At 39.4% G+C, this 25,787-nt stretch carries 25 protein-coding genes and 2 pseudogenes; 6 read left to right on the top strand and 21 right to left on the bottom strand.

Going from position 1 to position 25,787, the window contains the following annotated elements; translation table 11 throughout:
* Positions 1 to 78: 78 nt before the first annotated feature.
* The 3 genes and pseudogenes from ACY8D0_RS26490 to ACY8D0_RS26480 all read left to right on the top strand — a co-directional run bounded on the left by ACY8D0_RS26490 (position 79) and on the right by ACY8D0_RS26480 (position 2,064).
* A complete protein-coding gene (locus tag ACY8D0_RS26490; RefSeq protein WP_462413450.1) occupies positions 79 to 840 on the top strand; it encodes a hypothetical protein in 762 nt (253 codons plus the stop codon).
* Positions 841 to 908: 68 nt separating this feature from the next.
* Positions 909 to 1,391 carry a staygreen family protein gene (locus ACY8D0_RS26485; RefSeq protein ID WP_462413449.1) on the top strand — a complete coding sequence of 161 codons (483 nt, stop codon included), beginning with the start codon at positions 909 to 911 and terminating at the stop codon, positions 1,389 to 1,391.
* A gap of 334 nt (positions 1,392 to 1,725) precedes the next feature.
* Positions 1,726 to 2,064 (top strand): annotated as a pseudogene (locus ACY8D0_RS26480) (PH domain-containing protein).
* Positions 2,065 to 2,154: 90 nt separating this feature from the next.
* Here the strand turns inward: ACY8D0_RS26480 and xerS are convergent.
* From xerS to ACY8D0_RS26460, 4 genes are all read right to left on the bottom strand, one after another.
* Positions 2,155 to 3,237 carry a tyrosine recombinase XerS gene (xerS, locus tag ACY8D0_RS26475; RefSeq protein WP_462413448.1) on the bottom strand — a complete coding sequence of 361 codons (1,083 nt, stop codon included), beginning with the start codon at positions 3,235 to 3,237 and terminating at the stop codon, positions 2,155 to 2,157.
* A 299-nt stretch (positions 3,238 to 3,536) separates the two neighbouring features.
* Positions 3,537 to 4,124, bottom strand: coding sequence for an NAD(P)H-binding protein (locus ACY8D0_RS26470; RefSeq protein WP_462413447.1), 588 nt, complete (start codon positions 4,122 to 4,124; stop codon positions 3,537 to 3,539).
* Between the two features lie 90 nt (positions 4,125 to 4,214).
* Positions 4,215 to 5,045, bottom strand: coding sequence for an SDR family oxidoreductase (locus ACY8D0_RS26465; protein ID WP_462413446.1), 831 nt, complete (start codon positions 5,043 to 5,045; stop codon positions 4,215 to 4,217).
* Positions 5,046 to 5,082: 37 nt separating this feature from the next.
* A complete protein-coding gene (locus tag ACY8D0_RS26460; RefSeq protein ID WP_462413445.1) occupies positions 5,083 to 5,823 on the bottom strand; it encodes an SDR family oxidoreductase in 741 nt (246 codons plus the stop codon).
* 227 nt (positions 5,824 to 6,050) lie between these two features.
* On the opposite strand from ACY8D0_RS26460, the gene ACY8D0_RS26455 reads away from it, so the two are divergent.
* Positions 6,051 to 6,596 carry a TetR/AcrR family transcriptional regulator gene (locus tag ACY8D0_RS26455; protein ID WP_462413444.1) on the top strand — a complete coding sequence of 182 codons (546 nt, stop codon included), beginning with the start codon at positions 6,051 to 6,053 and terminating at the stop codon, positions 6,594 to 6,596.
* A 386-nt stretch (positions 6,597 to 6,982) separates the two neighbouring features.
* On the opposite strand, the gene ACY8D0_RS26450 is transcribed toward ACY8D0_RS26455, so the two are convergent.
* The 12 genes and pseudogenes from ACY8D0_RS26450 to ACY8D0_RS26395 form a co-directional block, all read right to left on the bottom strand.
* Entirely contained in the window at positions 6,983 to 7,987 is a 1,005-nt protein-coding gene (locus tag ACY8D0_RS26450) for an aldo/keto reductase (protein WP_462413443.1), read from the bottom strand.
* A 148-nt stretch (positions 7,988 to 8,135) separates the two neighbouring features.
* Positions 8,136 to 9,095 carry an NAD-dependent epimerase/dehydratase family protein gene (locus ACY8D0_RS26445; protein ID WP_462413442.1) on the bottom strand — a complete coding sequence of 320 codons (960 nt, stop codon included), beginning with the start codon at positions 9,093 to 9,095 and terminating at the stop codon, positions 8,136 to 8,138.
* A 264-nt stretch (positions 9,096 to 9,359) separates the two neighbouring features.
* Positions 9,360 to 11,099, bottom strand: a complete 1,740-nt coding sequence (locus tag ACY8D0_RS26440; protein WP_462413441.1) for a thiamine pyrophosphate-binding protein — start codon at positions 11,097 to 11,099, stop codon at positions 9,360 to 9,362.
* Between the two features lie 272 nt (positions 11,100 to 11,371).
* Positions 11,372 to 12,280 (bottom strand): LysR family transcriptional regulator, encoded by a 909-nt coding sequence (locus ACY8D0_RS26435; protein WP_462413440.1) that lies wholly within the window; start codon positions 12,278 to 12,280, stop codon positions 11,372 to 11,374.
* Positions 12,281 to 12,404: 124 nt separating this feature from the next.
* Positions 12,405 to 13,279 (bottom strand): annotated as a pseudogene (locus tag ACY8D0_RS26430) (Cof-type HAD-IIB family hydrolase).
* A 104-nt stretch (positions 13,280 to 13,383) separates the two neighbouring features.
* Positions 13,384 to 13,956: a histidine phosphatase family protein gene (locus tag ACY8D0_RS26425; RefSeq protein ID WP_462413439.1), complete on the bottom strand. Its 573-nt coding sequence runs from the start codon at positions 13,954 to 13,956 to the stop codon at positions 13,384 to 13,386.
* 61 nt (positions 13,957 to 14,017) lie between these two features.
* On the bottom strand, positions 14,018 to 15,250 hold the full coding sequence (locus ACY8D0_RS26420) for a sugar efflux transporter (RefSeq protein WP_462413438.1): 1,233 nt from the start codon (positions 15,248 to 15,250) through the stop codon (positions 14,018 to 14,020).
* 63 nt (positions 15,251 to 15,313) lie between these two features.
* The gene (locus ACY8D0_RS26415; protein WP_462413437.1) at positions 15,314 to 15,883 is read right to left on the bottom strand and encodes a TetR/AcrR family transcriptional regulator; all 570 of its coding nucleotides are present in this window, start codon (positions 15,881 to 15,883) and stop codon (positions 15,314 to 15,316) included.
* A gap of 170 nt (positions 15,884 to 16,053) precedes the next feature.
* Positions 16,054 to 16,809 (bottom strand): class I SAM-dependent methyltransferase, encoded by a 756-nt coding sequence (locus ACY8D0_RS26410; protein ID WP_462413436.1) that lies wholly within the window; start codon positions 16,807 to 16,809, stop codon positions 16,054 to 16,056.
* 153 nt (positions 16,810 to 16,962) lie between these two features.
* Positions 16,963 to 18,165 carry an ABC transporter permease gene (locus ACY8D0_RS26405; RefSeq protein ID WP_462413435.1) on the bottom strand — a complete coding sequence of 401 codons (1,203 nt, stop codon included), beginning with the start codon at positions 18,163 to 18,165 and terminating at the stop codon, positions 16,963 to 16,965.
* Entirely contained in the window at positions 18,162 to 18,842 is a 681-nt protein-coding gene (locus tag ACY8D0_RS26400) for an ABC transporter ATP-binding protein (protein WP_462413434.1), read from the bottom strand. Before ACY8D0_RS26400 ends, ACY8D0_RS26405 begins: the two co-directional genes overlap by 4 nt.
* A complete protein-coding gene (locus ACY8D0_RS26395) occupies positions 18,826 to 20,055 on the bottom strand; it encodes an efflux RND transporter periplasmic adaptor subunit (RefSeq protein WP_462413433.1) in 1,230 nt (409 codons plus the stop codon). The genes ACY8D0_RS26400 and ACY8D0_RS26395 overlap by 17 nt, the downstream gene beginning before the upstream one ends.
* A gap of 283 nt (positions 20,056 to 20,338) precedes the next feature.
* Here ACY8D0_RS26395 and ACY8D0_RS26390 point away from each other — a divergent pair, with 283 nt between their 5' ends.
* Positions 20,339 to 20,605: a DUF2533 family protein gene (locus tag ACY8D0_RS26390; protein ID WP_462413432.1), complete on the top strand. Its 267-nt coding sequence runs from the start codon at positions 20,339 to 20,341 to the stop codon at positions 20,603 to 20,605.
* Entirely contained in the window at positions 20,602 to 20,916 is a 315-nt protein-coding gene (locus ACY8D0_RS26385; RefSeq protein WP_462413431.1) for a hypothetical protein, read from the top strand. Before ACY8D0_RS26390 ends, ACY8D0_RS26385 begins: the two co-directional genes overlap by 4 nt.
* A gap of 105 nt (positions 20,917 to 21,021) precedes the next feature.
* Here ACY8D0_RS26385 and ACY8D0_RS26380 read toward each other — a convergent pair whose 3' ends face one another.
* From ACY8D0_RS26380 to ACY8D0_RS26360, 5 genes are all read right to left on the bottom strand, one after another.
* Positions 21,022 to 21,471, bottom strand: a complete 450-nt coding sequence (locus tag ACY8D0_RS26380; RefSeq protein WP_462413430.1) for a NanQ anomerase/TabA/YiaL family protein — start codon at positions 21,469 to 21,471, stop codon at positions 21,022 to 21,024.
* Positions 21,472 to 21,599: 128 nt separating this feature from the next.
* Complete coding sequence (locus ACY8D0_RS26375) at positions 21,600 to 22,952, bottom strand: YheC/YheD family protein (protein ID WP_462413429.1); 1,353 nt, start codon at positions 22,950 to 22,952, stop codon at positions 21,600 to 21,602.
* A complete protein-coding gene (locus ACY8D0_RS26370) occupies positions 22,936 to 23,391 on the bottom strand; it encodes a CotY/CotZ family spore coat protein (RefSeq protein ID WP_462413428.1) in 456 nt (151 codons plus the stop codon). The genes ACY8D0_RS26375 and ACY8D0_RS26370 overlap by 17 nt, the downstream gene beginning before the upstream one ends.
* 104 nt (positions 23,392 to 23,495) lie before the next feature.
* Complete coding sequence (locus ACY8D0_RS26365) at positions 23,496 to 24,506, bottom strand: YheC/YheD family endospore coat-associated protein (RefSeq protein WP_462413427.1); 1,011 nt, start codon at positions 24,504 to 24,506, stop codon at positions 23,496 to 23,498.
* Between the two features lie 15 nt (positions 24,507 to 24,521).
* Positions 24,522 to 25,745, bottom strand: a complete 1,224-nt coding sequence (locus tag ACY8D0_RS26360) for an ATP-grasp domain-containing protein (protein ID WP_462413426.1) — start codon at positions 25,743 to 25,745, stop codon at positions 24,522 to 24,524.
* Between the last annotated feature and the right edge of the window lie 42 nt (positions 25,746 to 25,787).

The raw sequence follows: 25,787 nt of genomic DNA, 5'->3' as shown, positions 1-25,787 counted from the left end.
TCTTTATGGGTCTTTTTTTCATTATTATCCTCTTTTTGGACATACTAGAAATTATTAGAAATGTCGGAGGGGATCAACATGAAAAAGGAAATTGCACTAGCTCTTACTGCGTTCTTTTTGATTTCGCTAACTGCCATAACTGGCGTATATGCGTTTGAAGAAAATAGCAGAACAGTTGAAATAGCTAAGGAAGAAGCTGATATCACAGGGGATGGCCAAAATGAAGTGATTCTATTAAAAGGTGTTCCTTATGAAGATGAAGAGGAAGATAGTTATTTAAGTGAAATTTTTGCTGAAATAACGGCTTCAAACGGAAAAACTTTCACGATTCCCTTGGAAAGTGGTTCTAAAGCTGCTATGCATCTTGTGGACTTAAACAACGATGGACTAAGGGATTTGTTTTTTAATATTTCCACAGACAGCAGCAATGGAACGACGAATGACTATTTGTATTCTTTTAAGGATTTTCAAAAAAAGGATTTAACGGTTCCTACACCGCTTGAAATGGAAAGTAAATTCTTAAACGGATATAAAGCAGAGATTAAGGTAACGGCAACAGGAAAATCTTATTATTTTGAATTGAAAGACCGAAAGAAATATTATAAAAAACTAGGTCTTTACCATAATGGCAGGTTAAATGAACCGATTGAATTGACGGTCAATCCATATAGCAGCCTGAAACCTATTAAAATGGAAGATGGCAGGCACGGACTTACGGGGATCCAAAGGGTGTCCGGCATCGCCAATGCCGATACAATTGCCTACGCTGAATCGACATGGTCCTACATCAATGACAGCTGGAGATTGGCACGTGTAAAGGTCCTGAAGGAAGCAAAGTAGTATATTTGTCACCTATTAGACGAATGCCCCATATACTATGGCAGGATGCTTGAAAGGAGATGCTTGCAATGAGTATTCTCGACCCTTCAAAATTGATTACTACCTTCCTGCCGCCAGTTACCGCATTCCGTCCGGTCGAGGGGAGAAAATACACCTTAACCCATTCGGATACCTCTGGGCAGCTTTTTCTTACCATTGGCTGCAGCTACGAATATGGAGCAACCAATCAGAGCTCCCGTGACGAAGTGCTAGCAGAGTGGGTACACAAACTGGGAGAATATTCCTTAAGGGGCCGTGTTTACGTAAGTGGGGGTGAGTTTGATAAAAATTACGCAAAAGTCCGATACGCGATTTTCCGAAAGGAATTAAATCTCGCGTTACAAGCCATTGTATTTGGGGATCAAGCGTTATATACGAACTTCCCTTGGCTGCTCGATGCCCCCATTTATATACGTTTCGAATCAGTTTACCCTGAGTTTAATCAAGTTATCTATTTCGGAACTCCAAGGAACTTCCTTTTTTCACAAAAGATGAAGGAATCTATAAAATAAACCACAGGCGATTTAGCCTGTGGTTTTTTGAGTGCCAATATAGGTTAACGATACTGTTAAAATATAGCTCTGCCTGCTGCCTTTTAGCATCCTTGCGACTTTTTTCCGAATCATTCGTACATATACCAATAGAGTTTTCTGTTAGGCTAATAGTTAAGAGAACGGGAATGGTAGGGGATAAGGTGCGTTTTTACTCGAAAAAGGGCCTGATCACTGGTGTCTTGTTATAGGGTGCTGTTGCCTTTTTAATCAGTGCATTTCTTTTTTTCCGGGCGGACCCAGCAATAAGAGGAAAATAGTCGGGGCTATTTGGGTAACAGTTATTACCAGTGGATTGATTAGTTGGTGCTGGTTTGGAACATACTATGAAATCGACGGCCAACAATTAAAAGTAATAGGGGGGCCGTTCCGCTGGAAAATTGATATTGCTGTGATAAAAGGAGTGAGGAGGAGCAGTAATATATGATCCAGCCCCGCATTTTCGTTGGATAGACTAGAAATAATCTATGATAAATGGGGAATGGTCTTAATTTCTCCCAAATACCAGGTGAAATTTTGCAACGCTCTGAAAAAAATCAATCCAAAAATGGAAGTAAACCTTGAAAATAAGCGAGTCGTACAAATGCTGAAATTTTTCTTCCGTCTCACTATCTTAAGTATACTTGCGATTTGAGATATGATAACTAAATGAAAAATAATATTATTATGTAAACTAGATAAAGGAAAATGGAGGGAGGCTGTCACCTTGAATGTGACAGCGATTTTATTGTTCCTTTGGCATATCCATCTTATCAACAGCTATTTTTAAGTCGTCATTTTTAATATGAGTGTAAATCATCGTTGTTTGAATTGACGAATGACCAAGTTGACGCCGCAGTTTTGGCACGTCATTGATTTCCGCATGATAACGGGTAGCAAACGAATGGCGAAGTTTATGTACCGATAATGATGGTTTTCCGAACGCCGTGGCGTATTTTTCAACGAGTTTTTCAACCGATCGGGCCGTCAGTCGTCTGGTTTTACCTTTAGGGCCGATTGGCGCTGCAACAAACAATGATCTTGTTGTTTTATCGACTTGGTATTTCACGGTTCTTACCGCTAAGTAATCCTGTAAATCATTCATGGCCGTTTGGCTGAAAAACACGAATTGTTCCTTGTTTCCTTTGCGGATGACCCGGGCACAATACTTATTAAAATCTATATCGTCTAGATCGAGGCCAACCAGCTCAGAAAGACGCAAGCCAGAACCTAAAATGAGCGAAATGATTGCTGTATCACGTTCCTTGTTTAATTGATAAAAGTTATAGATTTTTTTGTTTTCTTTGTTTAATTCGCCGTACTCGTGAGCGACGAATAGACGAAACTGCTCATACTCGTCACCGAGCAAGATTTTGCCTTCCATTTTGTTGGCGCGGGTTTCCATCGATTCTTTTATTTCATTAAATTCAATTTTAGCCATCACATTGCGATTGATATATGGCTTCAAATCGGGGGATTCGGCGATATTTTGGAGATAATTGAACAGCGATTTTAATGCCGACAGTTTCCGGTTAACCGTCAATTCTTTATTATTCAACTGATAGTGGAGAAAATTAAGGAATCCTTCAATTTCAAGGACTGTCAGTTGTTCCAGGCGTTCTAACGGAATTTCTTTGATGCTGCCGGTACAAAGCTGTTCGGAAACCATCCAATTGAAAAAGATTTTGTAGTCGTGGCAATAATTGAACAATGATGCCGTTGAAAGTTTGCGAAGCTTGTGATTAATATATTCTTCGACGTACCACGGGAGCTCATCAAGCAAGGTTTGCAGTTTTTTAAAATCTTGCTGTTTGTTTTGGTTTTTCATTAAATTCACCTCATATTTATATATATTCGACATCCCCTGATGAAAATCCTTCTTTTATTACGTCAAATTTATATTTTACGTAATTATCTAATTTGGGCAGAGAAGTCATGCTCTACCCTTATTTCCTCTTTTTAATTGTCCATTGTCCAGCAACACAAATATGCTATCTAAGGTTTTGAAATATTTTATTTGCTCATTTTCGATTTGTGCAAGCCATTCTCGCTTAGGTTGACGATCACCAATCATGTGTTTTAAAACATAGTTGTCACCAAGGATGTGTATTGTTATGAAAATCCTACTTATTGAGGTTTATTTACACCCAAGCTGCTGCGGATTTCCATTCCTGGTGTCATAGCCAATTTAACAATCAAATCTGCCATACTTTTTCGTGATACATCATGCCCTTTAAATGATTCGCCTTTTTGTGTTGTCTCATAGTCAACTTCATCTTTATTGGTAAACCAACCTGGTCTCAAAATCGTAAAGTCAAGGTCTGAGGCTTCTATGACGGCAGCAGATTCTCTATATGGATTTAAGATACTTCCCTGCCTTTCTCCTGGGACTTCATCATAGATGCCCATTGAGCTAATCCAAATGAGACGTTTAAGACCAGAAGAATGCATTGCTTCTACAACTGTTTTTGCCATTTGTTCTAGATTACCTGCAAGATTGGCATAGACAACATGCTGCCCAACCATCGCTTCTTTTAATTTTTCAAGATTCATAACATCCCCTTCAATTAATCGAACACGATTTGAATAGTTGGTTTTCAATCTTTGTGAATTACGCAAATAAAGTGTCAACTGTGCGTCGGTTTCTTTATAGAACATATCTATAGTTACTCGAGCCAGTGAACCATTTGCACCCAGGATTAAAACATTAGTCATATATATAACTACCTTTCAATGAACGTCTTTTGCGGTTTCGGCTTATACATGCCTCATTTCTAATTGAGGCAGCATTTTGAGATTCTTTCATTATTCTGCTGGTTTTAGTGGTCCGTAAAAATAAGAAGCCGTCGCTCCACCGTCAATTAGGAAATCAGACCCGGTGATGAAAGCTCCCTGCGGCATCATCAGCAGCTCAGCCACATTTGCAACCTCATCAGCTGTTCCTGGACGTCCGGCTGGGCACTTGGCAAACATATTTTTATAGAACTCTCCTCTTGGACCATTGAACTCATCTATAGCCAATGGCGTTACGATAATCCCTGGAGAAATGGAATTGATACGAGCATTTTTTTCTCCCCAACGTATCGATTCAAACATAACGCGCTTCACATTGCACCGTTTCGCCATTTGATAAGCGTGCAGTGTGTCCTTGATATTTTCTGGCCGCAGGACTTCTAAACTAAGGAGCTCTTCTGTTGGTGTCGTTGCTAGAAGCTCATCAATTTCAGTTCCCAATTGAGGCATTCTGTGTCCAGACTGACTGGAAATGGTCACACCAACGCCTCCCGGAGCTATAACCTTCCCTACTTCCTCCAGCAATACTGCCGTTCCGTACAAATCTACCTTCAAAATCATTTCAATAGGTGCCTGACTAGGTGACACTCCGGCTGCATTGATCAGAGCAGTGATTTCACCATACTTCTGCCCTTCTGCAATCAAATTTAAAATAGATTCTCTGGAAGATATGTCCGTTTCGACTGGTTCCACATCAAATCCGGCTTCTTTCATCATTTTTGCAATAGCCTTGGCATTAGCTAATGTTTTATCACCAACCATAATTTTCTTACCAAAACCGATTCTTCTAGCAATGGCCATGCCAATCTGACCAGCGCCGGTCCAAAGTATTACTTCATTCATTTTATGTCCTCCTTCAATTTACTTTATAAGGGTCTAATTACCGTTCCTGTGATGTTGGCCGGATGATCATTTCATTAATCGCTACTTCAGCTGGCTGTTCCATAGCAAAAGCAATGGCCCGGGCTATTGAATCTGCATCAATCGCACCTTCATAGATTTTATCGATACCTGGTTTCAAGTCCATATCTGTAATCGAATTTGTTAATTCAGTTGCAACTGCTCCTGGTGAAATAATGGTTGAACGAATATTATTTCCAGCCTCTTCTTTGCGAAGACCCTCCGAGATAGCACGTACAGCATGCTTCGTTCCCGCATAAACCGTACTTCCTGGTCCCACAACGTGTCCTGCTACAGAAGAAACATTGATAATATGACCTGAATTTTGTTCCCTCATCGTAGGAAGAACAGCGGCGATCCCATAAAGTACACCTTTGATATTGACATCAATCATTTTGTTCCAATCATCCACTTTTTTCTTGTAAAGAAATGAATGTGGCATGACTCCTGCGTTATTGACTAATACATCGATTTTTCCAAACTCTTTAAGAGCTAACTCAGCCAAGTCCTCCATCTGTTCATGGGAAGTCACATCTGTTACCTTGAATATAGCTTGACCGCCATTTTTTTGAATCTCTTCTTGCAGCTCCATTAATCGTTCTTCGCGGCGAGCTGCCAAGACCAGCTTTGCTCCTTTTGATGCAAGTTCTTTTGCTGTGGCTTCTCCAATCCCACTAGAGGCACCCGTGATAATAACAACTTTATCTTGAATATTTGACATACAGAAACGATCCTTCCTTTACTACATAGTGGTTACCTTTATTATTCCGAAGGTAAATCTTTTCAATGCTCGCAGAAAAATTTATATTGATACATTATTGAACATCTGTCTATAATTATATACGTGTATAGGATGCTTACAATTGTTAATTCAACGCAATTTGTTTAGTAATGAACAAATCAATTAAAATTGTTTAATATCTTTTATGAAAGTCGGTGTACCTTAAAATGCCTAAAGTGGATAGAAGAATAGCCAAAAGTCAAGAAGCCATAAAAAACGCATTGATAGAGCTGATGTCTGAAAAAAATTTTGATGACATTACCATTAAGGACATTTCCGAAAACGCTAATGTTAGCCGAGGAACAATCTATCTTCATTACTTGGATAAATTTGACCTAGTGGATAAGCTGATTGAGGAACGTATTAATGAAATGGGAGAAATCTGCAAATCGACATCTGAAATGGATTATAAAGATGCGAATCTGCCATGGTTTGAATACCTCAAAAATCATTATTTATTTTTTTCTACGATGTTAGCGAGTAAAGGAGCCCCTTCTTTTCGCAGGCAGTTCCATGAGTTTCTTATCGAGGAGTTCAAGGACGAAGTGGATACATCGAAAGGAAAGAACCAGAAATTAAATGAAGATGTTATACTTCAATTCATTGTCACTTCCTATGTTGGGATTGTGGAATGGTGGATAACCAATGGCATGCCTTATCCGCCTGAAGTCATGGCCGAACAGGTAGGAATTTTGCTAGAGAGAAATCTATAAAAAACTTTAAGTGATTTATGCGCACATTTAAACCAGCACAAAACCTGAGTTAAAGTTTGTCCCGTGTAAATATAAATGCAATTAATTTATAAGTGATCGTCCCTTGCTATATCGAGTTTTTATAAAAGAAAAACCTAAATCACTATATAGGAGAAGGCAAAAGCTTCTCTTATTTCGCGATTTAGGTTTTGCCTGAGTGACCAGTAACAATCCATTTGGTTTTGCCTGTGTTCACTCAGTGTGTTAAACTTCTGTTTTTATTATAACCAAGAACCGATAGCCTACACATGGTTAAATGAAAGTATTTTGTTTATTACTGAACAAACCGATGAAATTTGTTCAGTTTCTTCATGGTTTGCATTTAAAAAGCTATTGCTGAAACCATATTACCTCGAACTTAAAGCACCGACTACAGGGTGTGGAACGTAAGGCTCTTCCAAGTACGCAACTTCTTCAGCAGTTAACTTAACCGATAAAGCACCCACGGAATCTTCAAGATGAGAAATTTTCGTTGCACCAATAATTGGAGCTGTTACTGGTTGTTTCTGCAGTAACCAGGCAAGGGCAATTTGAGATCTTAGCACTCCATGTTTTTTAGCGATTTCAGCAACTCGCTCCACAACAAGACGGTCGTTATTTTCCGTGGCACCGTATTTAGATTTTTGAGTTTGGTCGGTTTCAGAACGAAGAGTATCTTCTGACCAATCACGGGTTAATCTTCCTGATGCTAGAGGGCTGTATGGGATCACGCCGATATTTTCTTCCTTACATAGCGGCAGCATCTCCCGTTCCTCCTCCCGGTAGATGAGGTTGAGATGATTCTGCATCGATACAAATCGCGTCCACCCGTGTTTCTCAGCCACATGGTTCGCCTTCAAAAACTGCCATGCAAACATCGCAGAAGCACCTATGTATCTTACTTTACCAGCCTTTACTAGATCGTGGAGTGCTTCCATCGTCTCTTCAATTGGAGTGTTGTAATCCCAGCGATGAATTTGGTACAGATCCACATAATCGGTTCCAAGGCGTTTAAGACTCTTATCAATTTCGCTCATAATATGTTTTCTGGACAATCCTTTGCTGTTTGGGCCTTTGCTGTTTAAATCTTTACCTAATGGAAAATAAACCTTTGTTGCAATGACAATTTCGTCTCGATTGGCAAAATCTTTAAGGGCACGTCCGAGAAATTCTTCACTAGTTCCATCTGAGTAAGCGTTGGCCGTGTCAAAGAAATTAATACTTAAATCAAGAGCTTTTTTTATAACTGTACGACTGTTCTCTTCATCAATTACCCAAGGATGCATCCAACGTTCCGCTATGCCAAAGCCCATACAGCCAAGGCAAAGTCTAGATACATCTAATCCTGTGTTACCAAGTTTGGTATATTCCATTTGCAATCCTCACTTTTCAAATGATTTCATCTTTCATTATTATAAACAGATCCATCATACTTACAATTGCCATATCAACACAATTTGTTAATTAGTGGACAAATCTATAATAATTGTTAATTATCTTTAAAACATATGAGATTGTTGATCATTTTTTCAACTCTATTTTACCCTTTTCAATCAACCACATAACCGATTCGCGCACAGCCTCAAATGAACGGTAACGGGGCTGATAATTTAGCAGCCGCTCTGCTTTTGCCATGCTGCAGTTTGGGCTATGGGCAATATGATCCCAAGTATGCTGGGCTTCTTGACTAGATACCCTCAAGCGCCATTCATTCCAAGGCAGGTAGCGAAGATTAGCAGATTGACCAAACCAGCTTGCCACTTCTTCAGCATAACCGCGCAACGTAACCGCCCCAGGAGAAACAACATGAAAACTCTCACCAATCGCGGCTCCCCAATTGTTTACTGACCTCTCAAATGCCTGGGCAACATCATCCGCGTGGACATGGTGGACCGTTTCCAGCCCTAAATTCGGCAAACAGACTTCCTCTCCCTTTGCTAACCTTGAAAAAACGGCTGGGTTAAAATGGCCGGCCGGGTTTAATGGTACCCAGCCCGGCCCAACAATATGACCAGGATGAAGTACCGTGGCCGGAAATCCGTCCCTTCTTGCCTTATTTAAAAGATACGCTTCAATAGCAGCCTTCTGGATCCCATACTCCCCGAATGGAAGCCGCTCTTGTGCTTCTGTCGTTGGAACCTCTTTGCTATGGCCGTGTACCCAGATGGTTCCGCAGCTGATAAGCTGCTGGACATTTCCGTCTAACGCCTCAACCAACTGTTTTGCACTATTCAATGTAAAACAAATTAAATCAATGACGATATCAGGACGAAGCTCCTTTATTTTTTGGCCAAATTGGCCGTTACTTTCCTCCACACTTCGATCAAGTTCAATCTGTTTGACCATATTCCACGCTGGGTCATTTTGGTATGGATCCCTTTTTCCCCTGCTGACATTCAAAACCTCATGCCCATCTCTCACCAATCGAGGGATTAGATAGGTACCTATATGCCCGCTGCCCCCTATAACGATAATTCGCAAATGACATCTTCCTTTCCTGATAACTTTCCATAAATTAAATGATAAGAACAGTATTTCTATTTAATGCTACATAGTGCCCCGTAATAAATTCGATATTTCCAGACTATCCCCTGCCAGAAAGCCAAAATTTAAGATTTTGTCCTATAACAAATAACAAAAACTCCCTGATTCCCTACTTAATCTAAGGAAATCAGGGAGTTTTCCTATCAATAATTGTTGAAGGAAAAGATCATTTTTGAACCTAGCTAATTTGGATACAGTAGGTTAACTCCAGCTTTTTAAAATGGTCTTTGTTGCATTTTTATCTAGGCCTATAAATCCCATTTCACTAAAAATTTTTCCTGAAGGATGGGGATCAAAATGTACCTCCACATCGATTACCGAAGGCAATCCTGAGTCCATTGCCCTTTGTAAGGCTGGTTTAATCTCTTCTTTGACGGTTACCCGCTCTCCGTAACATCCGAATGCACGAGCAATTTCCGCGTAATTCGTACCTGATAAATCGGTGCCAATCTCAAAACCGTATCTCTTGGTTTGACCATGTTTGATGATTCCCCATGAGGCATTGTTGTGAATGATATGAATGACTGGTAATCCATATCTACGGGCTGTATCAAGTTCCTGCATTGTAAATCCAAAAGAACCGTCACCAGTAATATGATAAACCGGTCGATCTGGATATAATTTTTTTATGGCATGGGCATATGGCACGCCAAATCCTAAGATCCCCATCCCCTGTTCAAAGAACCTGGTACGCGGTTCAAGAATGGGAGTAAAATCGTTACTCCAAAAAGTGGTGTGTCCTCCATCAAAAACAACAAATGAATCCCTTTTTATGAACTCGCCAATTTCCTTTGCTAGAGTTGCAGGATGCATGATAGACTGATTAGTATCGTTAGCAAGATTTTCTAGGCTTTCCCGATAAGAGCTGTACTCATTTACCAGGTATCTTGTCCATTTCCTGTTGGAAACTGGCTGAATTTTATTAGCCAAAGCTACGTATAAATCTTGTAATACTGACTTTGTATCCCCTTGGATTCCTACATCAATAAGTGTATTCTTTCCTATAATGGAGGGACTGATATCAATATGAATGACCTTTTGTTTAGGCCAGCCCCGCACAAGCGGACCTTCTCCATCCCATAACCAGGAGGAAAGACGACAGCCGACTATAAGCACTACATCAGCCTCACGTAATGCAATAGGGATGACATGACCTCCAATAATACCGGAAGTTCCAATGAATTCTTCACTTGATACAACGCCTGCTCCCATTTGAGAGGCGGTTGCAGGTGCATCAAGTAGTTTGGCTATGCTGCGAAATTCTTCAGCAGCCTCTGATTTTACTACACCACCGCCAGCTAATAATACCGGACGCTCTGCCTTAGATAAGAGTTCTGCGGCGGCCATAATTTGCTGAGCATCTCCACGAGGCCGATCCACAACCCGATATTTTTCAGGTTTTATATCTAGTAGACTTTCATCTATTTCTACACTATTCATTAATATATCCGTTGGAAAATCAAGCTGCACAGGGCCGGGCTTTCCCGATAAAGCTTCCCGAAATGCTCTTCTGACTAATTCCGGAATACGCTCAATATTTCGTACCACCGCATTCCATTTCGTAATTGATTTATAAAGATTTTCATTGTCTAAATCCATATACATATCTTTAAAAGGATATGACAGGCTTGTAGGGTTATTTGAGGTAATAACGAGCATCGGTATATTATTTCCATATGCGCTTGCAACCCCAGGCAGCATATTGCTTGCTCCTGCACCGATTTCTCCCATACAGACTCCAACTTTTCCTGTTGAATGGAAAGTTGCACAAGCCATATGTGCAGCATTTGCCTCGTGACGAGTCCCTACAAACTCGATCGATGGTTCCATATATATCGCCGACAAAAATGTACCTAACTTACCGCCACATACACCGTAAACAACTGGAACGCCTTCAGCTTTTAACATCCGAACAAGTAATTCTCCACCAGTCATGATCATTGTCGAACTCTCCCATTACTTAAAGATTAAATCACCTTATTTAAATCATCCCTAAAAGTAGTTATTAACTGTAAATCTTGAAAATTCCTAGTGACTTCTTATATTCACCTATTTAGTTGTTTCGCCACCTTTATATTTTTTCCACTTCTTTATGGTTAAGTGTATCGAAGTAATTCCTTTTCCACTAATTGAAATTTTTATTGACCTATCAAAATTTTTTATAACTAAAAAACGTTCATCCTAAATGAAAGGATGAACGTTAATCTTTTGGTCTATTCAATTTGAAAATGTGCTAAAACAATTTTTTTAATTTCTCTGATAATCTTGTTTTCGCTCTCTTTTCGATAGATGAAATGTATTGCCATTGGACGAACAGGCGGAGTTAATGAGCGTGAAATAAAATCGCCCCGTTCTAATTCAGGCTCAACCATTAATTTCGGAAATAATGCAAATCCATTTCCCTTCTTAATTAAACCTTTAAGTGGCTCAATTTGGTCAATGAAAAGTATTTTTTTAAAATCAATACGATGTTGATCAATATAGTCAAACATGATGGGAGCAATGGATTTATTCTTGTTTTCATACTTGATTTTTTTACCAAAAATAATTAGGGTTTTCCCTAAAAGATTCTCTATTGGAATAGTAAAAGCGGGATCTGTAATATAACTTGGATGATAGATGAGAAGTAATTCTTGCTCTAACAATTTAATGTTTTCTACTTCATTGAATGGAACAATATCGTTTACAAATGCAACATCAACTAACCCAGACATGACCATTTCTACAATTTCTGGTGTATAACCACTAACTACAGATATCTCTATATTTGGAATTTGAAGATGAAACTTCCCAAACAAATCCGGAAGGAGGTAATTTCCATAAACAGAGGTACCGATTCGAACTTGCGTGTTTTGTTTATCTTTTTCCTTTTCCAATATATTTTTAGATTCAAGCATCATTTCTACTATTTTTTTTGCATAAGGCAGAAATAAATGTCCATAGGTTGAAAGTTTTACCGCTTTTCCTTTCGTCCTCTCAAATAGCTCTACATCCAGTTCACTTTCTAATGCCTTGATTCTCGCACTTAGAGTAGGTTGGTTTAGGAACAGCATTTCCGCTCCTTTTGAAAAACTATTGGCTTCAGTCACACTGATAAATGCTAATAATTTTTCTGTATCCAATATCAAAATCCCCTTTTACCATATTCCTCTATTTTTAGATTAGTAAGATATTGTAGATGATTAAGTTGATTTTATAAACATCAAATAAAATTGGTATACTCGAGTGCAAACTTATTTCGTTTTGTTAGTTTTTAACTATATAAGAATCGCTTAAGACATATTTTTCAATAGCATAAGCAACACCATTTTCATCATTTGTCAACGTAACCATGTCACTATGTTTTTTCACTTCTTCTTCGGCATTTCCCATTGCAATCGCTAAACCCGCCACGTTGAACATAGGAATGTCATTCATTTCATCTCCAATCGCCACCGTATCTTCTAATGGAATACCAAAATGGCGGGCCATACGTATTAGACCGTTCCCTTTATGTCCATCAATATGGGTGACTTCAAGATTAAATGGTGAAGAAGAGGCAATATGGATGTCTTGAATGGATTCTAAAGATTGCTGTAAACGTTTTTTCTGTTCAGGATCCAAGGCCACATTAAGAAATTTAAGTATCGTAAGCTCTTTACGATCGATTATTTCCTCGACTTGGTCAAAAAAGGAACGACCGTACACGCTTGGATGGGCGGTAAACATTTGGTAGTGCTGATTTTGAAAATATTCAGCGGGTACACGTCCCGATGATAAAACTTTTTCTAATCGATCGCCCCAATCTCTAGGAGCAAATGAGCCTTTATTTGTTGTGAAATTATAAGGTACCCATTCTTTCTCAAATTCAAAAGCGATTGTTTTGATTTGATATTCGGTTAAAGAAATCAATTCTAATAATTTACCATCAGCAAATAAAAACGTGCCGTTACTTGCGCCAATAGGGCAATTTAAGCCGTATTTTTCAATTGGCCATGAATAGATTGGGGCGAACGTCCGGACATTACTATAACGATATGTCCTTGATGTTGTGCCATTTTTATGACTTGTAAGGTTTGTTCATTCATTTCTTTTTTTGAGTTCAAAGTTGTACCGTCTAAATCGAGTGCAATTAGTTTCATATTCCGTTCTCTCCGTAACTGATATTAAAATTGTTTTCTACGAATCTACAACATCATTATATTTAGAAATTGCCGTTGGATCATGTGCTTCTGCATTTCGAATATTAACAATTAAAATTATGATTAATAATTTCAACTAATTTAAATTCGTTGTTTTCATATTCAAATTTCAAAATGCAGCAATTGCCAATCCGTTCTTGTTGTCTTATGGGACTAGTATGTTCCCATACCCTCATGAAATTTCTGCAAGCCGCACCATGTGATACAGCTAAAACCACTTCATTTTCTTCTTCCATTATTTTTTGAAGGGATGAAGCAATTCTTTGTTGGAATTCTTGCTGGTCTTCCCCGCCATATTTAACAAAAAAATCATCATAAGGCAATGGTGGGTTTAAATCTTCACTTTCCCCTTCGAAAGTTCCAAAATTCCATTCCTTCAAACCTTTTACTCTTGTATAAGGCATATCAGTCACAATTTCCAAGGTATCGCAAGCCCTTTCGGATGTTGAACTATAAGCACGGTCGAACACAATATTGTGTTCTTTAAAATATTTTGCAGCCGTCTCCGCTTGTTTTATTCCTAAATCTGTAAGAGGTGAATCACACCAACCTTGCACTTTCCTTCTTTGATTAAATAATGTTTGTCCATGTCTCATTAAATATAACGTCTTTTTCATTTGTCTTCCCTCATCCTTACTATTCTTTAAGAATTAGAATATATTCTACTATAATGGAAAACTACATCGAACAGGATTTTGAGGATGGAATGTCTTCTACAGGGATTCCCGTTTCCTTGTTGTATCTTGTTTTCCATAACATAAAAAACGCGATAACCACAAAAAGCAGACTTACAACGTATACATTCCGGTACCCTGCAAACTGGGCAATGACACCGCCGCTCAAATTCCCTATTAGTCTGCCAATGGTTGAGCCATTGGTATAAATCGTTGTTGATAGTCCCGGTGAATGAGGCAGCAAATCCGTGAAATAGCTCAATCCATTTCCCATAAGAATGGCAACAGAAGTAGCCTGAAGAAGCTGCGCTGCGACCAACTGCCAGGAAGCAGTCGAAATAGTTAAGATAATATAGTAGATGACCGAAACATAGCACCCGATAATCATCAGGGAATGATTCGATACCTTTTTGCTCATGGCCCCGAGGACAATCATAATCGGAATTTCCAAACCAGCTGAAAAACTAACCACCAATCCCACTTCCGTATGCGTCCCATGAAGCTCATTCACAATAAAGAGTGGTGTGTTGATACTGTTAAAGGCATTGACTGCAAAAAGCAAGATAAAGGCGATAAGCGGCTGCATAATCTGCTTATTTTTCACCGATAGGGTTCCGGCATTGGTTCTCTTCTGATCATTTTGAACTGTTTTTCGTTTTCTTAAAAACAAAAGAACAAGTGAGGCAATGATCAGAAAAATGGCTGATGTTCCTAAAAAAAGCCCATTATAGCCAAGTGCTCCCAATATGAAAGTCCCCCCTAATGGTCCAATCAGGAAACCAAGAGACACAAGAGACCGCAATGTTGACATCGCAAACGTCTTGTCATCGGAGTTGCTTTCATTCGCTGATTCTTGTGCGGAGGCATATATTTGTGGCATCGCAGCAGCCCCTAAGCCATTAAACAGCGTGACGACTGCCAGCAAGACAAAAAAGTTATGGAACAATAAATAAGAAGCATATCCCAACGCTGAGGAAAGCATCGCTAATATGATCAACCATTTCCGGTTCAAACCGCTGTCAGAACGTTTCGCAATAAGTGAGTTAACCACCACGCCGCTTAAAGAGCTGATTGCCATAAAAATGCCAAAGGCTCCTGCACTCATGCCAAAGACTTCAGTGCAATATAAGGATAAGTAAGGCTGAGTAATGGAAATGCCAATCCCGACCAGCAGCATACAAATGACAAATAAACGATAACCTTTAATCGCAAACAAATTTTTTAACCGTGTATGCACATGTTGCCCTCCCTTGCCTTCATTCCTCCATCCCTACAATATAGGGCGATGGAAATCACCTCTCTAATTTTTCGCAAGAATTTTAAATACCTGTTCCCCGACTATATGCAGAGGTTCCGTGCTTTGTTTGGTAAGAGAAAGTGTATAGGCTCCCTCAATCCAAGATTGAATCGCTGTAGCCAACCGTCGTGCTTCCTCAGGAGGGTACCCGGAACACACAAGTTTTTCTACATAAAGTTGTTCCCATTCGCCATAAACCTCTTGGCAGGTTTGTCGTAAAGTTTCACTTGAAGACCAGACCTCACTCGACATAGCCACTAATGAAACGGTTACACTTTCTCCTTTTTGCTCTAATTTCTCGGCTATCCTTTTAATCCAATGGTTGACCCCTAAAGCTGTATCTTCAAATAATGACAAGGATTCATGTATCTGATGTTTGATTCTTATTCCCGTTTGTTGAATGGCTTCTTTTGCTAATTCTTCTTTTCCACCGGGAAAATAATAATAAACGGAACCTCTAGGAGCATCACTCAACTCTGTAATTTGACTTAAACTTGTCGCGTGATAACCTTGCTTACGGAAAAGCGCAGAAGCAGCGTTCAATATTTTTTCTTTAGAATTGCTTTGCTTCATATAATATTCCCCTTCGTCATCTTATATGTTGACCGTTCGGTATAATGATAATTGTTTTATACCGAACGGTCAACATATTTTCTTATGCTTAAAACAGCCAGATTGGAGTCTGGCTGTTGTTCATTTACCTTCAACTTGAATACTGTTTGAACAGCAGAATTCCGCTAGTATTACTTTTTTATTGCTCTAGTTGAGACAAAAGTAGGCACTTGATATTCATGCAATCTCCCATTTCCATTTGTATCCTCGTACAAGTCATTCAAAATAAATCCGGCTTTTAATTGTCCGCCAATCTGTTCCTCAATCGTATGTGAAAATTGAATTCCCAGATTCTTTTCCATGCATTCTTTGTAAAGCCTTTGATCTTTTAAAGGATTAAATGGAAGTTTATTTGTTAAGATAATTTGCTCATCATTAAAAATATAATTGATGCCGTTGTCCATGCCAGCCAACAATATGCCGCCTTTTTTTAAAACCCTATTACATTCCTTCCAAACATGGAAAACATCTTCTATATAACAATTTGATACAGGATGAAAGATCAGATCAAAAGATCCATCCTCAAAAGGAAATGGTTTGGTCATATCGGCTTTTACGGTTTGAATGGAATAGCCTTCACGGTTTGCTACCATCATTTCGTTATCTAACTGTTTTTGTGAATAGTCCATAACCGTACAAACGGCTCCCAATGCTGTAAATATCGGCATTTGCTGTCCACCGCCAGAAGCAAGGCCCAAAATCCTACAGCCTTTTAATGGCGGAAACCACTCCTTTGGAACTGGTTTAGTCGGTGTAAGGAAGACGTTCCATTCACCTCTAACCGCTTTTTCATAGGTTTCGTGGGAAATCGGTATTCCCCATTCCCAATGGTTATCGACCCAGTTATCAATGACAGCAGAATTAATATTTGTATAGTTAGTATCCATGGAATTACCCCTTTGAAGAATAGATAACTTTATTTTATAAATAGAAATATATATCGTCTATCAAAAAAAATAGTAGTTTCTTTTGGAGCCCGCTTTCAAAATATAAAGCCGGTCTTGCTTTGGTAAGCAAAAAACGGCTTTATTCAGTCAGAATTATTCATATCTCAAGGCATCAATGGGACTCAGCTTGGATGCTTTGTTTGCTGGCAGAATGCCGAAAATGATGCCGATGAAGGCGGAAAAACTAACACCAATTATCACAATCAACGGATTCATCGAAGCGCCAATGGGTGAAAATCTGCTGACAAGAATGGTTCCAATCGTGGCCAGACCGATCCCAATCATCCCGCCCAATGAGGTAAGCGTGGCGGATTCAATCAGAAACTGCAACAAAATTCTTGGTCTTGTGGCGCCGATTGCTTTGCGCAGTCCGATTTCCCTTGTTCGTTCCGTTACTGAAACCAGCATAATATTCATCACGCCAATCCCTCCAACCAAAAGGGAAATGCCGGCAATGCTGCCAATCAGCAGGGTCAATAAGGTAATGGTTTTGTTCAATTCCGCTTCATATTGTTCAAAATTCTGGGTGGTATATCTTCCATCCTCCAGCTTCTTTTTCTTTGTCAAAGTATCGGCAGCCAGCCGGCCCGTCTCGGAAATTTTTTCTGAATCACTGGCAATCACGGACAACTGCTCAATTTCCATAGTCCCAAACATCATGGACACCACGGTTCGCGGCATCAGCAATTCACCCTCCGAACTGCGATATTGTTCAGGAACCGGTGATTGATAGACGCCAACCACTTTAAAGGGATTGCCATTGATATCAACGATGCTGCCGATTGGATCCTCTTTTTCCTTAAAATACTTTTTTCTGGCGGTGGTATCCATCAAGATAGCCCGGTTGAGACCATCAGTATCCGCCGCATAAAATGGACGGCCTTCAACGATCTTAACTTTTTTCGCTGAAAAGTATTCAGAACCCACTCCTGTAATCTGCATATCTCCCTGCTTATCGTTGTAGACCACCTGTCCACCAGCGTGATTGATTCCAATGACAGCCTTCACCCCTGGAACCCCGGCAAGAGTTTGGATGTCCTCTGTCATCAGTTTTGGCTCTTGCCAGTACATATCCGGCTCGCCCTCTTTAGGCATATATTCATAGTAAATATCAATGGCATTTTTATCGGTAGCGAACATTTGATCGGTTAGCTGTTTTCTCGTACCTTGGCCAATCGCCACGATAAGGATGACAGCCGCCACCCCGATAATGATACCGAGCATAGTCAGGACGGAGCGGACTTTATGGTTCCAAATCGAAGACAAGGCAATTTTTAAGCTTTCCCAAAGATTCATGACATGACCCTCCGATCATCGATGATCATTCCATCTTTTATCATGATGATCCTGTTGGCGTAGGCCGCTATTTCTTCCTCATGGGTAACAAGAATCACCGTTTTTCCTTCTTGGTTCAACTGTTTAAACAAGTGCATGATTTGCTCGCTCGTTTTGGAATCCAGTGCTCCTGTCGGTTCATCAGCCAAGATAATCGAAGGATTATTTACCAGCGCCCTGGCAATGGCCACCCGTTGCTTCTGGCCGCCGGATAACTGGTTCGGCAAATGCTTCATCCTGTCACTCAGTCCAACCTTTTCCAACATCTGTTTGGCCCTTTGGGTCCGTTCCCGTTTAGATACCCCGGCATAAATAAGCGGGGAGGCGACATTTTTCATGGCGTTATCTCGGGGAAACATGAAAAATTGCTGAAACACAAAGCCGATGTGTTCATTTCTTAATCGCGCCAGCGCGCGTTCCTTTGCCGATCCGATTGCTTGTCCGTTTAATTCAAAACTGCCCGCCGTCGGATAGTCCAAGAAACCAATGATATTCATTAACGTAGATTTTCCCGACCCTGATGGTCCCATGATGGCGATAAACTCGCCATCCTCGATTGTTAAATTAATGCCATGCAGCACGGGAACTTCCAAATCTCCTTTTCCATAAACCTTCGTAATGTTAGTCAACTTGATCAAACGAGGTCACTTCCATTCCGTCATGCATTTCTGGAGTTGGGGTAATGACGACCAGTTCATCTCTCTCCACCCCTTGCGTAATCGCGATGAATTCGTCATTCATGGCACCGGTTTGAACTTCCCTCCGTTCGAGCTTTCCATCAGACAGAATATAAACTACCTTGGGACCGCCTTCATCAATCAAAGCCGGATGCGGAATGACCAGTGATTTTTCCGAACCGCCTGCCTTGATTTCCAGCGAAACATGGAAACCTTGGCGCAACTCTTTCGTATCATCGGTAATAGCGACTTTAAACGGATACATCGTGACATTGCCGCCACCGCCGACCATCATGGCTTCGCCGCCGCCACTAGCACCATCGGTTGGAAATTGCGAAACAGTTTCGATTTTACCCATCCATTCCCGATTTTTATATACCTTTGGCCGAATAATGACAGCTTGTCCTTCTTGAATTTTGACGGCATCAAATTCACTCATCGTGCCAATTACCTTATAAGGCTGGTTGGAAATAATGTGAACAACTGGTTCTGTTGAACCGGTTTCTGTTTTGGCCACGTTTTGGTTGACTTTTACTACGATGCCATCCATCTTGCTTACAACCGTCATGTCATTAATTTGAGCGGTGAGCTCTTTGATTTGTTCCTCGGCTGATGAAATTTCTGATTTGGTATTTTCATATTGCATTTCCATATCAATCTTTTCTTTTGATAGTTGGGTAATGTCCACAGCAGCAGGACTTCCCCCTTCGGTGCCTACCTCAGCAGCAATGGTTTGGGTTTGCGGTTGTTTTTTTGCGTCATTAATTCGTTTTGTTATATCGGCAATTTGATTTTGTTCTGTTTTTCCTCTGTTTTTAAGCAATTCCAGCCCACGTTTGGCCTTGTTCAGTTCATTTTCCAATTTCGTTGCATCATATACGATCAGCGGGTCGCCCGCTTTGATGGTTTGATTTTCGGCTGCTTTGAACTCCTTGACCGTGCCTTTTTCTGACTCAAGAAAAACTTTTTGCTCATTTTCTGGGACAATTTCACCGGTCACCAAAATCGACTCAATCAATTCCTGTTCCTTTACCTTTTGAACAGTGATTCCCATTTGTTCAACTGGTTTTCCAGCCGTTTTGGCTTTTCCTTTTGTAAGAACAAAGCCAGCTGTTCCTGCAATCAGTAAAAACACGACAATTGACACAATCCAGATCCATTTCTTTTTTTTCACAATAAACCCCCGTCTAGTAATTTAGTACTCTCTCTATACTACTATAAAGGTTATGGAAAAAATTTCAATGTTTTTACGATAAATACAATTATTCCACTTTATGTATATTGATAAAATCTACGGAGCGGTCCATATTGGCTTTTACTTATTTTTAGGCCCTGTTAAACGATAATGTTGTTTTTTTCACTGTTGATTGGAGCCGAAATCAACAGCCTAATTTTACAGGCCTATTTAAATAATTTGTGGTATGATGATAGAAGTTACCGAGCTTAGGAGTGAAATCATGAGTGTACATAAAGATTTAATCAAACATGCTTCCAAACAGAATAAAAGCTATCTGGAATTTTTGGCATTGGATGAGCTGCGGGAAACTTATATTGAAGAGGCCATTTCCTTATGTAAGGAAGGAAAACCGTTTACAACCGATAAAATTAATGAAGTGACTAGTGAAATGAACCGGATCAATTTGCGGATTATCCCTTTAAGAAAACTGGTAACCAAAGAAATGGTCATGGAATACGTCAATCAAAAAATTAAGGTGAGAAAATGAACCAGAAACATGTAGAAGAAAAAATCATTCAAAACTATCAAGCTGACGAAAAAATGATGATCCTCGTATTTGTCCAGTGGTGTATAAATCATGATCTAAATCCTGAGGAACTGTACAAGAGCGCCTACCCTCAACAAACATCGAATCATGCTTTAAGGGAAGCCCTTGAACTGACAGTTCCTAAAGAGGAAGCTGGAGAAATTGCGAATGAAACCGTACTAGGAGTTTTATCCTTGTTTGGAAACGATGATCTGGCTTTTATCGTGACCGAAAAAATCAATAAACATAATAAATCAACAAAAAGAAAATAAGCCCTCCTCTCCTTCTTACTTCAATTGTTAAGCACAAAAGAGCGTTATGCTAATAACATTAACGCTCTTTTGTGCTATTTCCAAACTTATTCTTTTAGGTTCGTGCTAATCACAAAGTACTTTTACAACTGCTTTGCGAATCGACTGCGGATGGTCGACAGACATCCCTGGCCGGTGGGCATCTTGGGGTGTAAAAATGGCAAACGATCCTGTTTTAACAACAAAGTCGTCTCCTTCTGCTTCCAGGAACTTAAGATCTTTATCCTTATATTCTTCGACGATTTCCGTTTCGCCGATTGCTGTATAACCCATCTTTTCTTGGCCTTGAATGACATATTGAATATCCGTATAGTGATCGTGTGCTTCAAAACGGCAGTCTTTCGGTTCTTTTGTCTCGTATTCTTGAATCATGACGAATATGTTTTTGTCCTCGATAGGATATGTACCCACTTCTAGAGCATCCAAATCATTTTTCAGTAAAAAATGAAGCGCCTTCTTTAATCTTGGGTGCATGTTGTCATACAGTTTCGCGTTTGCTAGTTTATCCAGTATCAAGATAATTCCTCCAAGTTTTCAATTCTCAGAACATACTGCCTTTAGATAACAGGCAGGTCTTTCTATATGATTATATTATATGACAATAATATGATTCTGTAATGATAAATATACAAGGAAACCAACTCTTATGGCTTCCTTGTTATATTCTGCCTTCCATACCCCGCAAGAGCAGCGGCATACTGTAGTGGATTGGAAACAATCCGCTCGTACATTTCCCTATTATGGATGGTTTGGAGGGGACCTCTGTGGTTATGGGTAAGATGATTGATTTCAAGCATCTTAATGTTTAATGACTCATCCAGCATGGCATCAAAAGCAACATCGGCCAAATGGACCCCATCTTTTTCAAGGGTTTGGCAAACTTCTTTGCAGTACTGAATCATCTCTTGCTTTTTTCTACTTGTCTCCTCTTTCCTCATCTGAAATAGTTTTCTTAAAGCTTCCGTTGTGGTCATAAAGCTTTCTGTTAAATGACGATTTGTGGCTATCTTACCTAGTTTGCCAACACGGACATAGGAACCGCTGCATAACCAAACTTTTTCATAGCCTTTTTGTAATATGATTCTAAAAACAATATTGCGATTCAAAAAATGATGTTCAACTGGCTGCTGCAAAATATAGCTTTCCTGTTGCTCCTTTAACCATTTGCTCACACTTTCAAGCTCTTCTATAACTTCCTTTTTCCCAGTTACATCCTCGATTATATATTGATCCCTTTCTTTCATGATTCTATAAATACCATCCGCTTGTTTGCCTAAAGAGGGTTTTGCATAAACACAATGGTATTTTTCTAAAAGATCAGAGATGGAATCCATTCCAGTAAACTTGATGGTCTCAGGGAAATACTTATTCACATCCGGATACCATGTTAACCGTTCATATAACTCCCATTTATCTAACAATGGATGATTAAACAATCTTCCTGGGAGTTGTTCTGATAAGACTTCCAGCTGTTCTCCCCTGCACCTTCGAAATACCACCTCCGGAAAAGGAAAGACTCCATTTCTCCATGAACCACTCGTACCCGTTTCATCCGGAACGAAATAATGACCTTCTATCATTTCTTTTTCGATATCAATGGAATTTGCTGCACAGAAAATCAGCAATCCGCCAAACTTGCGGTACTCTCTTGTATAATCCAGGTAACTCTTAAGCCTTTTGCTGATACTCTTCTCTTTCTTTCGGAAAATAAAGGCAATGATTGGACCGACAAATAAGTGGTTTTTTTCAACTTTTAGTGAAAAATCCAGTTCAGCAGGAAGAGTATAGGGACCAGAAAAGTTTGGATGGATGAGAATTGTATTTTCCTTTACATCAATTGAAAATGTAACCGTCACATCCTTACTCCAGCCCCCATAATGAAAAATGAATTCATTTCCTTTTATTCCAAATTTCTGCCGCAAATAATCCGGAATTACCATTTCACTCAGCCCAACATCTTCTCGACATGTAAATCTGATTCTACCACTTTGGCTCAATGATAATTTCCTTCTTTAATAGATTAGGATGAAAACTTTGAATTCCACAAACGCAATCAAGGTTGACCTCCACACAAATCGGAGTTTTTTCTAATCTAAATACATCACACACGGATTTTGACGGCTGGTTGCATGCATTTAAAGGCCGCAATAACAATAAATTGACACAATTTGTGTCTTCATTCACTGATACCAGTTTGAAAAAGCTGGTGGTAAAACATTCTCGTTTTTGATGCTGTTCATTTAAACAAACTCCGCTTAATTCAAATGGACCTGTATTGGTTAAAAGAATAAAAGGAATTGTGTCAATCTGTAAAACCCTTTCTAGAAAATTCCCTAAAATAGGAGTTGAGTGCATAGTGAGTAGTTCTTCCAGCTTTTGTACCTCAAGTAATGCTTCAATTAGACAACTGTTTTGTGTAGTCCCCATTTTTTTCATTTTTCCCCCATCCTATATTTCATCTAATATTAGGATATCTCCTTAAAACGAAATTGGTGAGGAAAGGAGCACAATTTGGGCAGGCAATAATGGTCGGAGCAAACTTAATTTTCAGCCAAATATTTTGCATATTTAACCAATCTAATGGCTGTATCCAGTTCCCTGTACCTTGCACCAGGCCTTGTATTCACTTCAAATAGCCAAAGTTGATGGTGAGGATCAATACCCACATCGATCCCTATTTCGTCAAAGCTTTTTTGGTAAATCTTTTCTAAATAAGTAGGCAAAACCATAGCTAACGATTCAAGTTTGTGTTTTATTTTCGAATCCTCTTCGGCAAATTGCTCTTTTAAAAAGGGATCCAATTCACCCCTGTATCCTCCGCTGCCAATATTACTGACTAATTGACTATTTCCGCTAATACGGGGATAAATCAGATTCACTTCCCATTCCCCTTGTCCATTTTTCTGCACATGTATCCTGAAGTCATAAGCCAAACCATATTTGGTTTTACAATCTATATAAGGCTGATATAAACATTTCTTCTCCAAAACAAGTTGCTCGATATATATATGAAAGGACTCAAAGTCCATTTGGTCAGTCATTATGCCGCTTTTAATGAAATAGTCTCCATCAGTTGTTTTTGTGATAAATAAAACTCCTTTTCCATATCTCCCATCAATGGGTTTTACGACAATCGTAGGGGTATGCTCTATATAGTCGAGTAAGTCAACCGGATTTTCCAATAAATAGGTTGGGATTAAATAATCCCTAAATTCCCCATCTTCATACATCTTTTGATAAACTGACATTTTGTTCCCAAGAGCTTGTCGGGTAAAGGGGATCATTTGTTTTAATTGATAATAAACACTTTTTTGCAAGGGTGTTTCAGGGCTGCTAACATTAATAATAACGTCTGGATAATTTAATTCTTTTACAACCCAGTTGCCATTTTCATACACCCAGCCATTGATTTTCTTATTAGTTAGATCCACACACCGATACGAAAAATAGCAAAAATCCATCCCTTCCATTTTCGCTGCCGCTGCACAGGCATAGGCTCGTTTTAACTTTGTCGGAGATTTTCGATTGTGAAGCATGCCGATTAATATCATTCGACCCACTTCTCCCTAAATGCTTTCCAAGTAAAATTTAATTTCTTGAGCTGCATCCAAAGCGGTCTGTCTTGCTTCCTCACGGGTAGACCCTGCAGCAATAATATAAGCATATCGGTCCCCCATCGATAACGGAGGGTTTAATATCGCCCCTTTTCGGGGTTTAATATAGACTTCTTTTACTCCCTTATGGGATTGTGCCCTTTTTTTACCGGTAACCATTAACAGCTTGCCAAAAGAATTAATGGTGATAAATTTGGCATACACATGCTTGTTTTTAGAATGGGACAAGTCTGGGTCTTGATTTACATTCATTTTGATTATCTCTTTTACTAAACTTATGCCAGTTCCTTCATTAATAATTTTGCTCATGGCTCCCCCGGACATCCTTGGATTAATTTCAATCAGCTTCCACTCTCCTTTGGAATAACGAAGTTCTAAATGACAGGATCCTGCTGTCATGCCTAGCTTAGATAAAATCTTTCTGACAACCTCTTCCAACCCATTGGTTTGGAAATCAGGCAGAATGGCTGGATAACAATATCCAGTGACAATGAAACGCTCGTTTAAGCAAATATCCTGTTCCAATACTGCAACAATATGAATTGTTCCTTTCCAAGCTACGACCTCAACTAAGTATTGGCCACCTTCCAAATACTCTTCGATTAAAATGGGTGTTTCTTTATTTATATATCTCAGCCGTTCAATCCCATTGATTAATTCCTGTTTTGTTTTTACGAGCAGAACATCCTTTGATCCATTGGAAAATGGTAATTTTAATATGAGTGGAAGTTTATCTTCCAATTGTTGCACTATTTCTTTGTGACCCACTTCAGGGTTCACCACTGAAAAAAAAGGATTCGCTGATAAATCCTTCAACGTTTGGCGAAATCGGATTTTGTCTTCCATAAGATATAGGGCATGAGTAGATAACTTTGTAAAGCCCATTTCCTCTGATATGGATGAAGCAAGTGAAACAAATGGATCGACTAAGCTTAAGCATGCCACAACGTTATACCCTTTCTGACCCAATTCTTTTATTTTCTCTCTAATCGTTTCCTTATTACTTAAATTGTCAAGGTAAATCATACGGTCTACTTCAGTAAATTCCTCTCTCTGCCTTCTAAATTTTCCTCTGTCCGTTAAAAGTACGACTGCATAGCCAAGCTCTTTTGCTGCCCTTAATGCTTCACGGCTCGTTCCTGCTTTATTAGATCCAATAAAAGTAATCGTATCCACTCTTTTAACATCTCCTGGAATGTAAAAATTGAAATTATGTCT

It is taken from the genome of Neobacillus camarae (assembly GCF_054950115.1).
The sequence above is the reverse complement of the archived record's forward strand: the minus strand, read 5'-3'. Positions and strand labels throughout refer to the sequence as shown.

Coding starts and splice junctions, on each gene's coding strand:
- ACY8D0_RS26490 (WP_462413450.1), top strand. CDS start 79: ATGAAAAAGGAAATTGCACTAGCTCTTACTGCGTTCTTTTTGATTTCG.
- ACY8D0_RS26485 (WP_462413449.1), top strand. CDS start 909: ATGAGTATTCTCGACCCTTCAAAATTGATTACTACCTTCCTGCCGCCA.
- xerS (WP_462413448.1), bottom strand. CDS start 3,237: ATGAAAAACCAAAACAAACAGCAAGATTTTAAAAAACTGCAAACCTTG.
- ACY8D0_RS26470 (WP_462413447.1), bottom strand. CDS start 4,124: ATGACTAATGTTTTAATCCTGGGTGCAAATGGTTCACTGGCTCGAGTA.
- ACY8D0_RS26465 (WP_462413446.1), bottom strand. CDS start 5,045: ATGAATGAAGTAATACTTTGGACCGGCGCTGGTCAGATTGGCATGGCC.
- ACY8D0_RS26460 (WP_462413445.1), bottom strand. CDS start 5,823: ATGTCAAATATTCAAGATAAAGTTGTTATTATCACGGGTGCCTCTAGT.
- ACY8D0_RS26455 (WP_462413444.1), top strand. CDS start 6,051: ATGCCTAAAGTGGATAGAAGAATAGCCAAAAGTCAAGAAGCCATAAAA.
- ACY8D0_RS26450 (WP_462413443.1), bottom strand. CDS start 7,987: ATGGAATATACCAAACTTGGTAACACAGGATTAGATGTATCTAGACTT.
- ACY8D0_RS26440 (WP_462413441.1), bottom strand. CDS start 11,099: ATGATCATGACTGGTGGAGAATTACTTGTTCGGATGTTAAAAGCTGAA.
- ACY8D0_RS26425 (WP_462413439.1), bottom strand. CDS start 13,956: ATGAAAAAGACGTTATATTTAATGAGACATGGACAAACATTATTTAAT.
- ACY8D0_RS26415 (WP_462413437.1), bottom strand. CDS start 15,883: ATGAAGCAAAGCAATTCTAAAGAAAAAATATTGAACGCTGCTTCTGCG.
- ACY8D0_RS26410 (WP_462413436.1), bottom strand. CDS start 16,809: ATGGATACTAACTATACAAATATTAATTCTGCTGTCATTGATAACTGG.
- ACY8D0_RS26405 (WP_462413435.1), bottom strand. CDS start 18,165: ATGAATCTTTGGGAAAGCTTAAAAATTGCCTTGTCTTCGATTTGGAAC.
- ACY8D0_RS26390 (WP_462413432.1), top strand. CDS start 20,339: ATGAGTGTACATAAAGATTTAATCAAACATGCTTCCAAACAGAATAAA.
- ACY8D0_RS26385 (WP_462413431.1), top strand. CDS start 20,602: ATGAACCAGAAACATGTAGAAGAAAAAATCATTCAAAACTATCAAGCT.
- ACY8D0_RS26370 (WP_462413428.1), bottom strand. CDS start 23,391: ATGAAAAAAATGGGGACTACACAAAACAGTTGTCTAATTGAAGCATTA.
- ACY8D0_RS26365 (WP_462413427.1), bottom strand. CDS start 24,506: ATGATATTAATCGGCATGCTTCACAATCGAAAATCTCCGACAAAGTTA.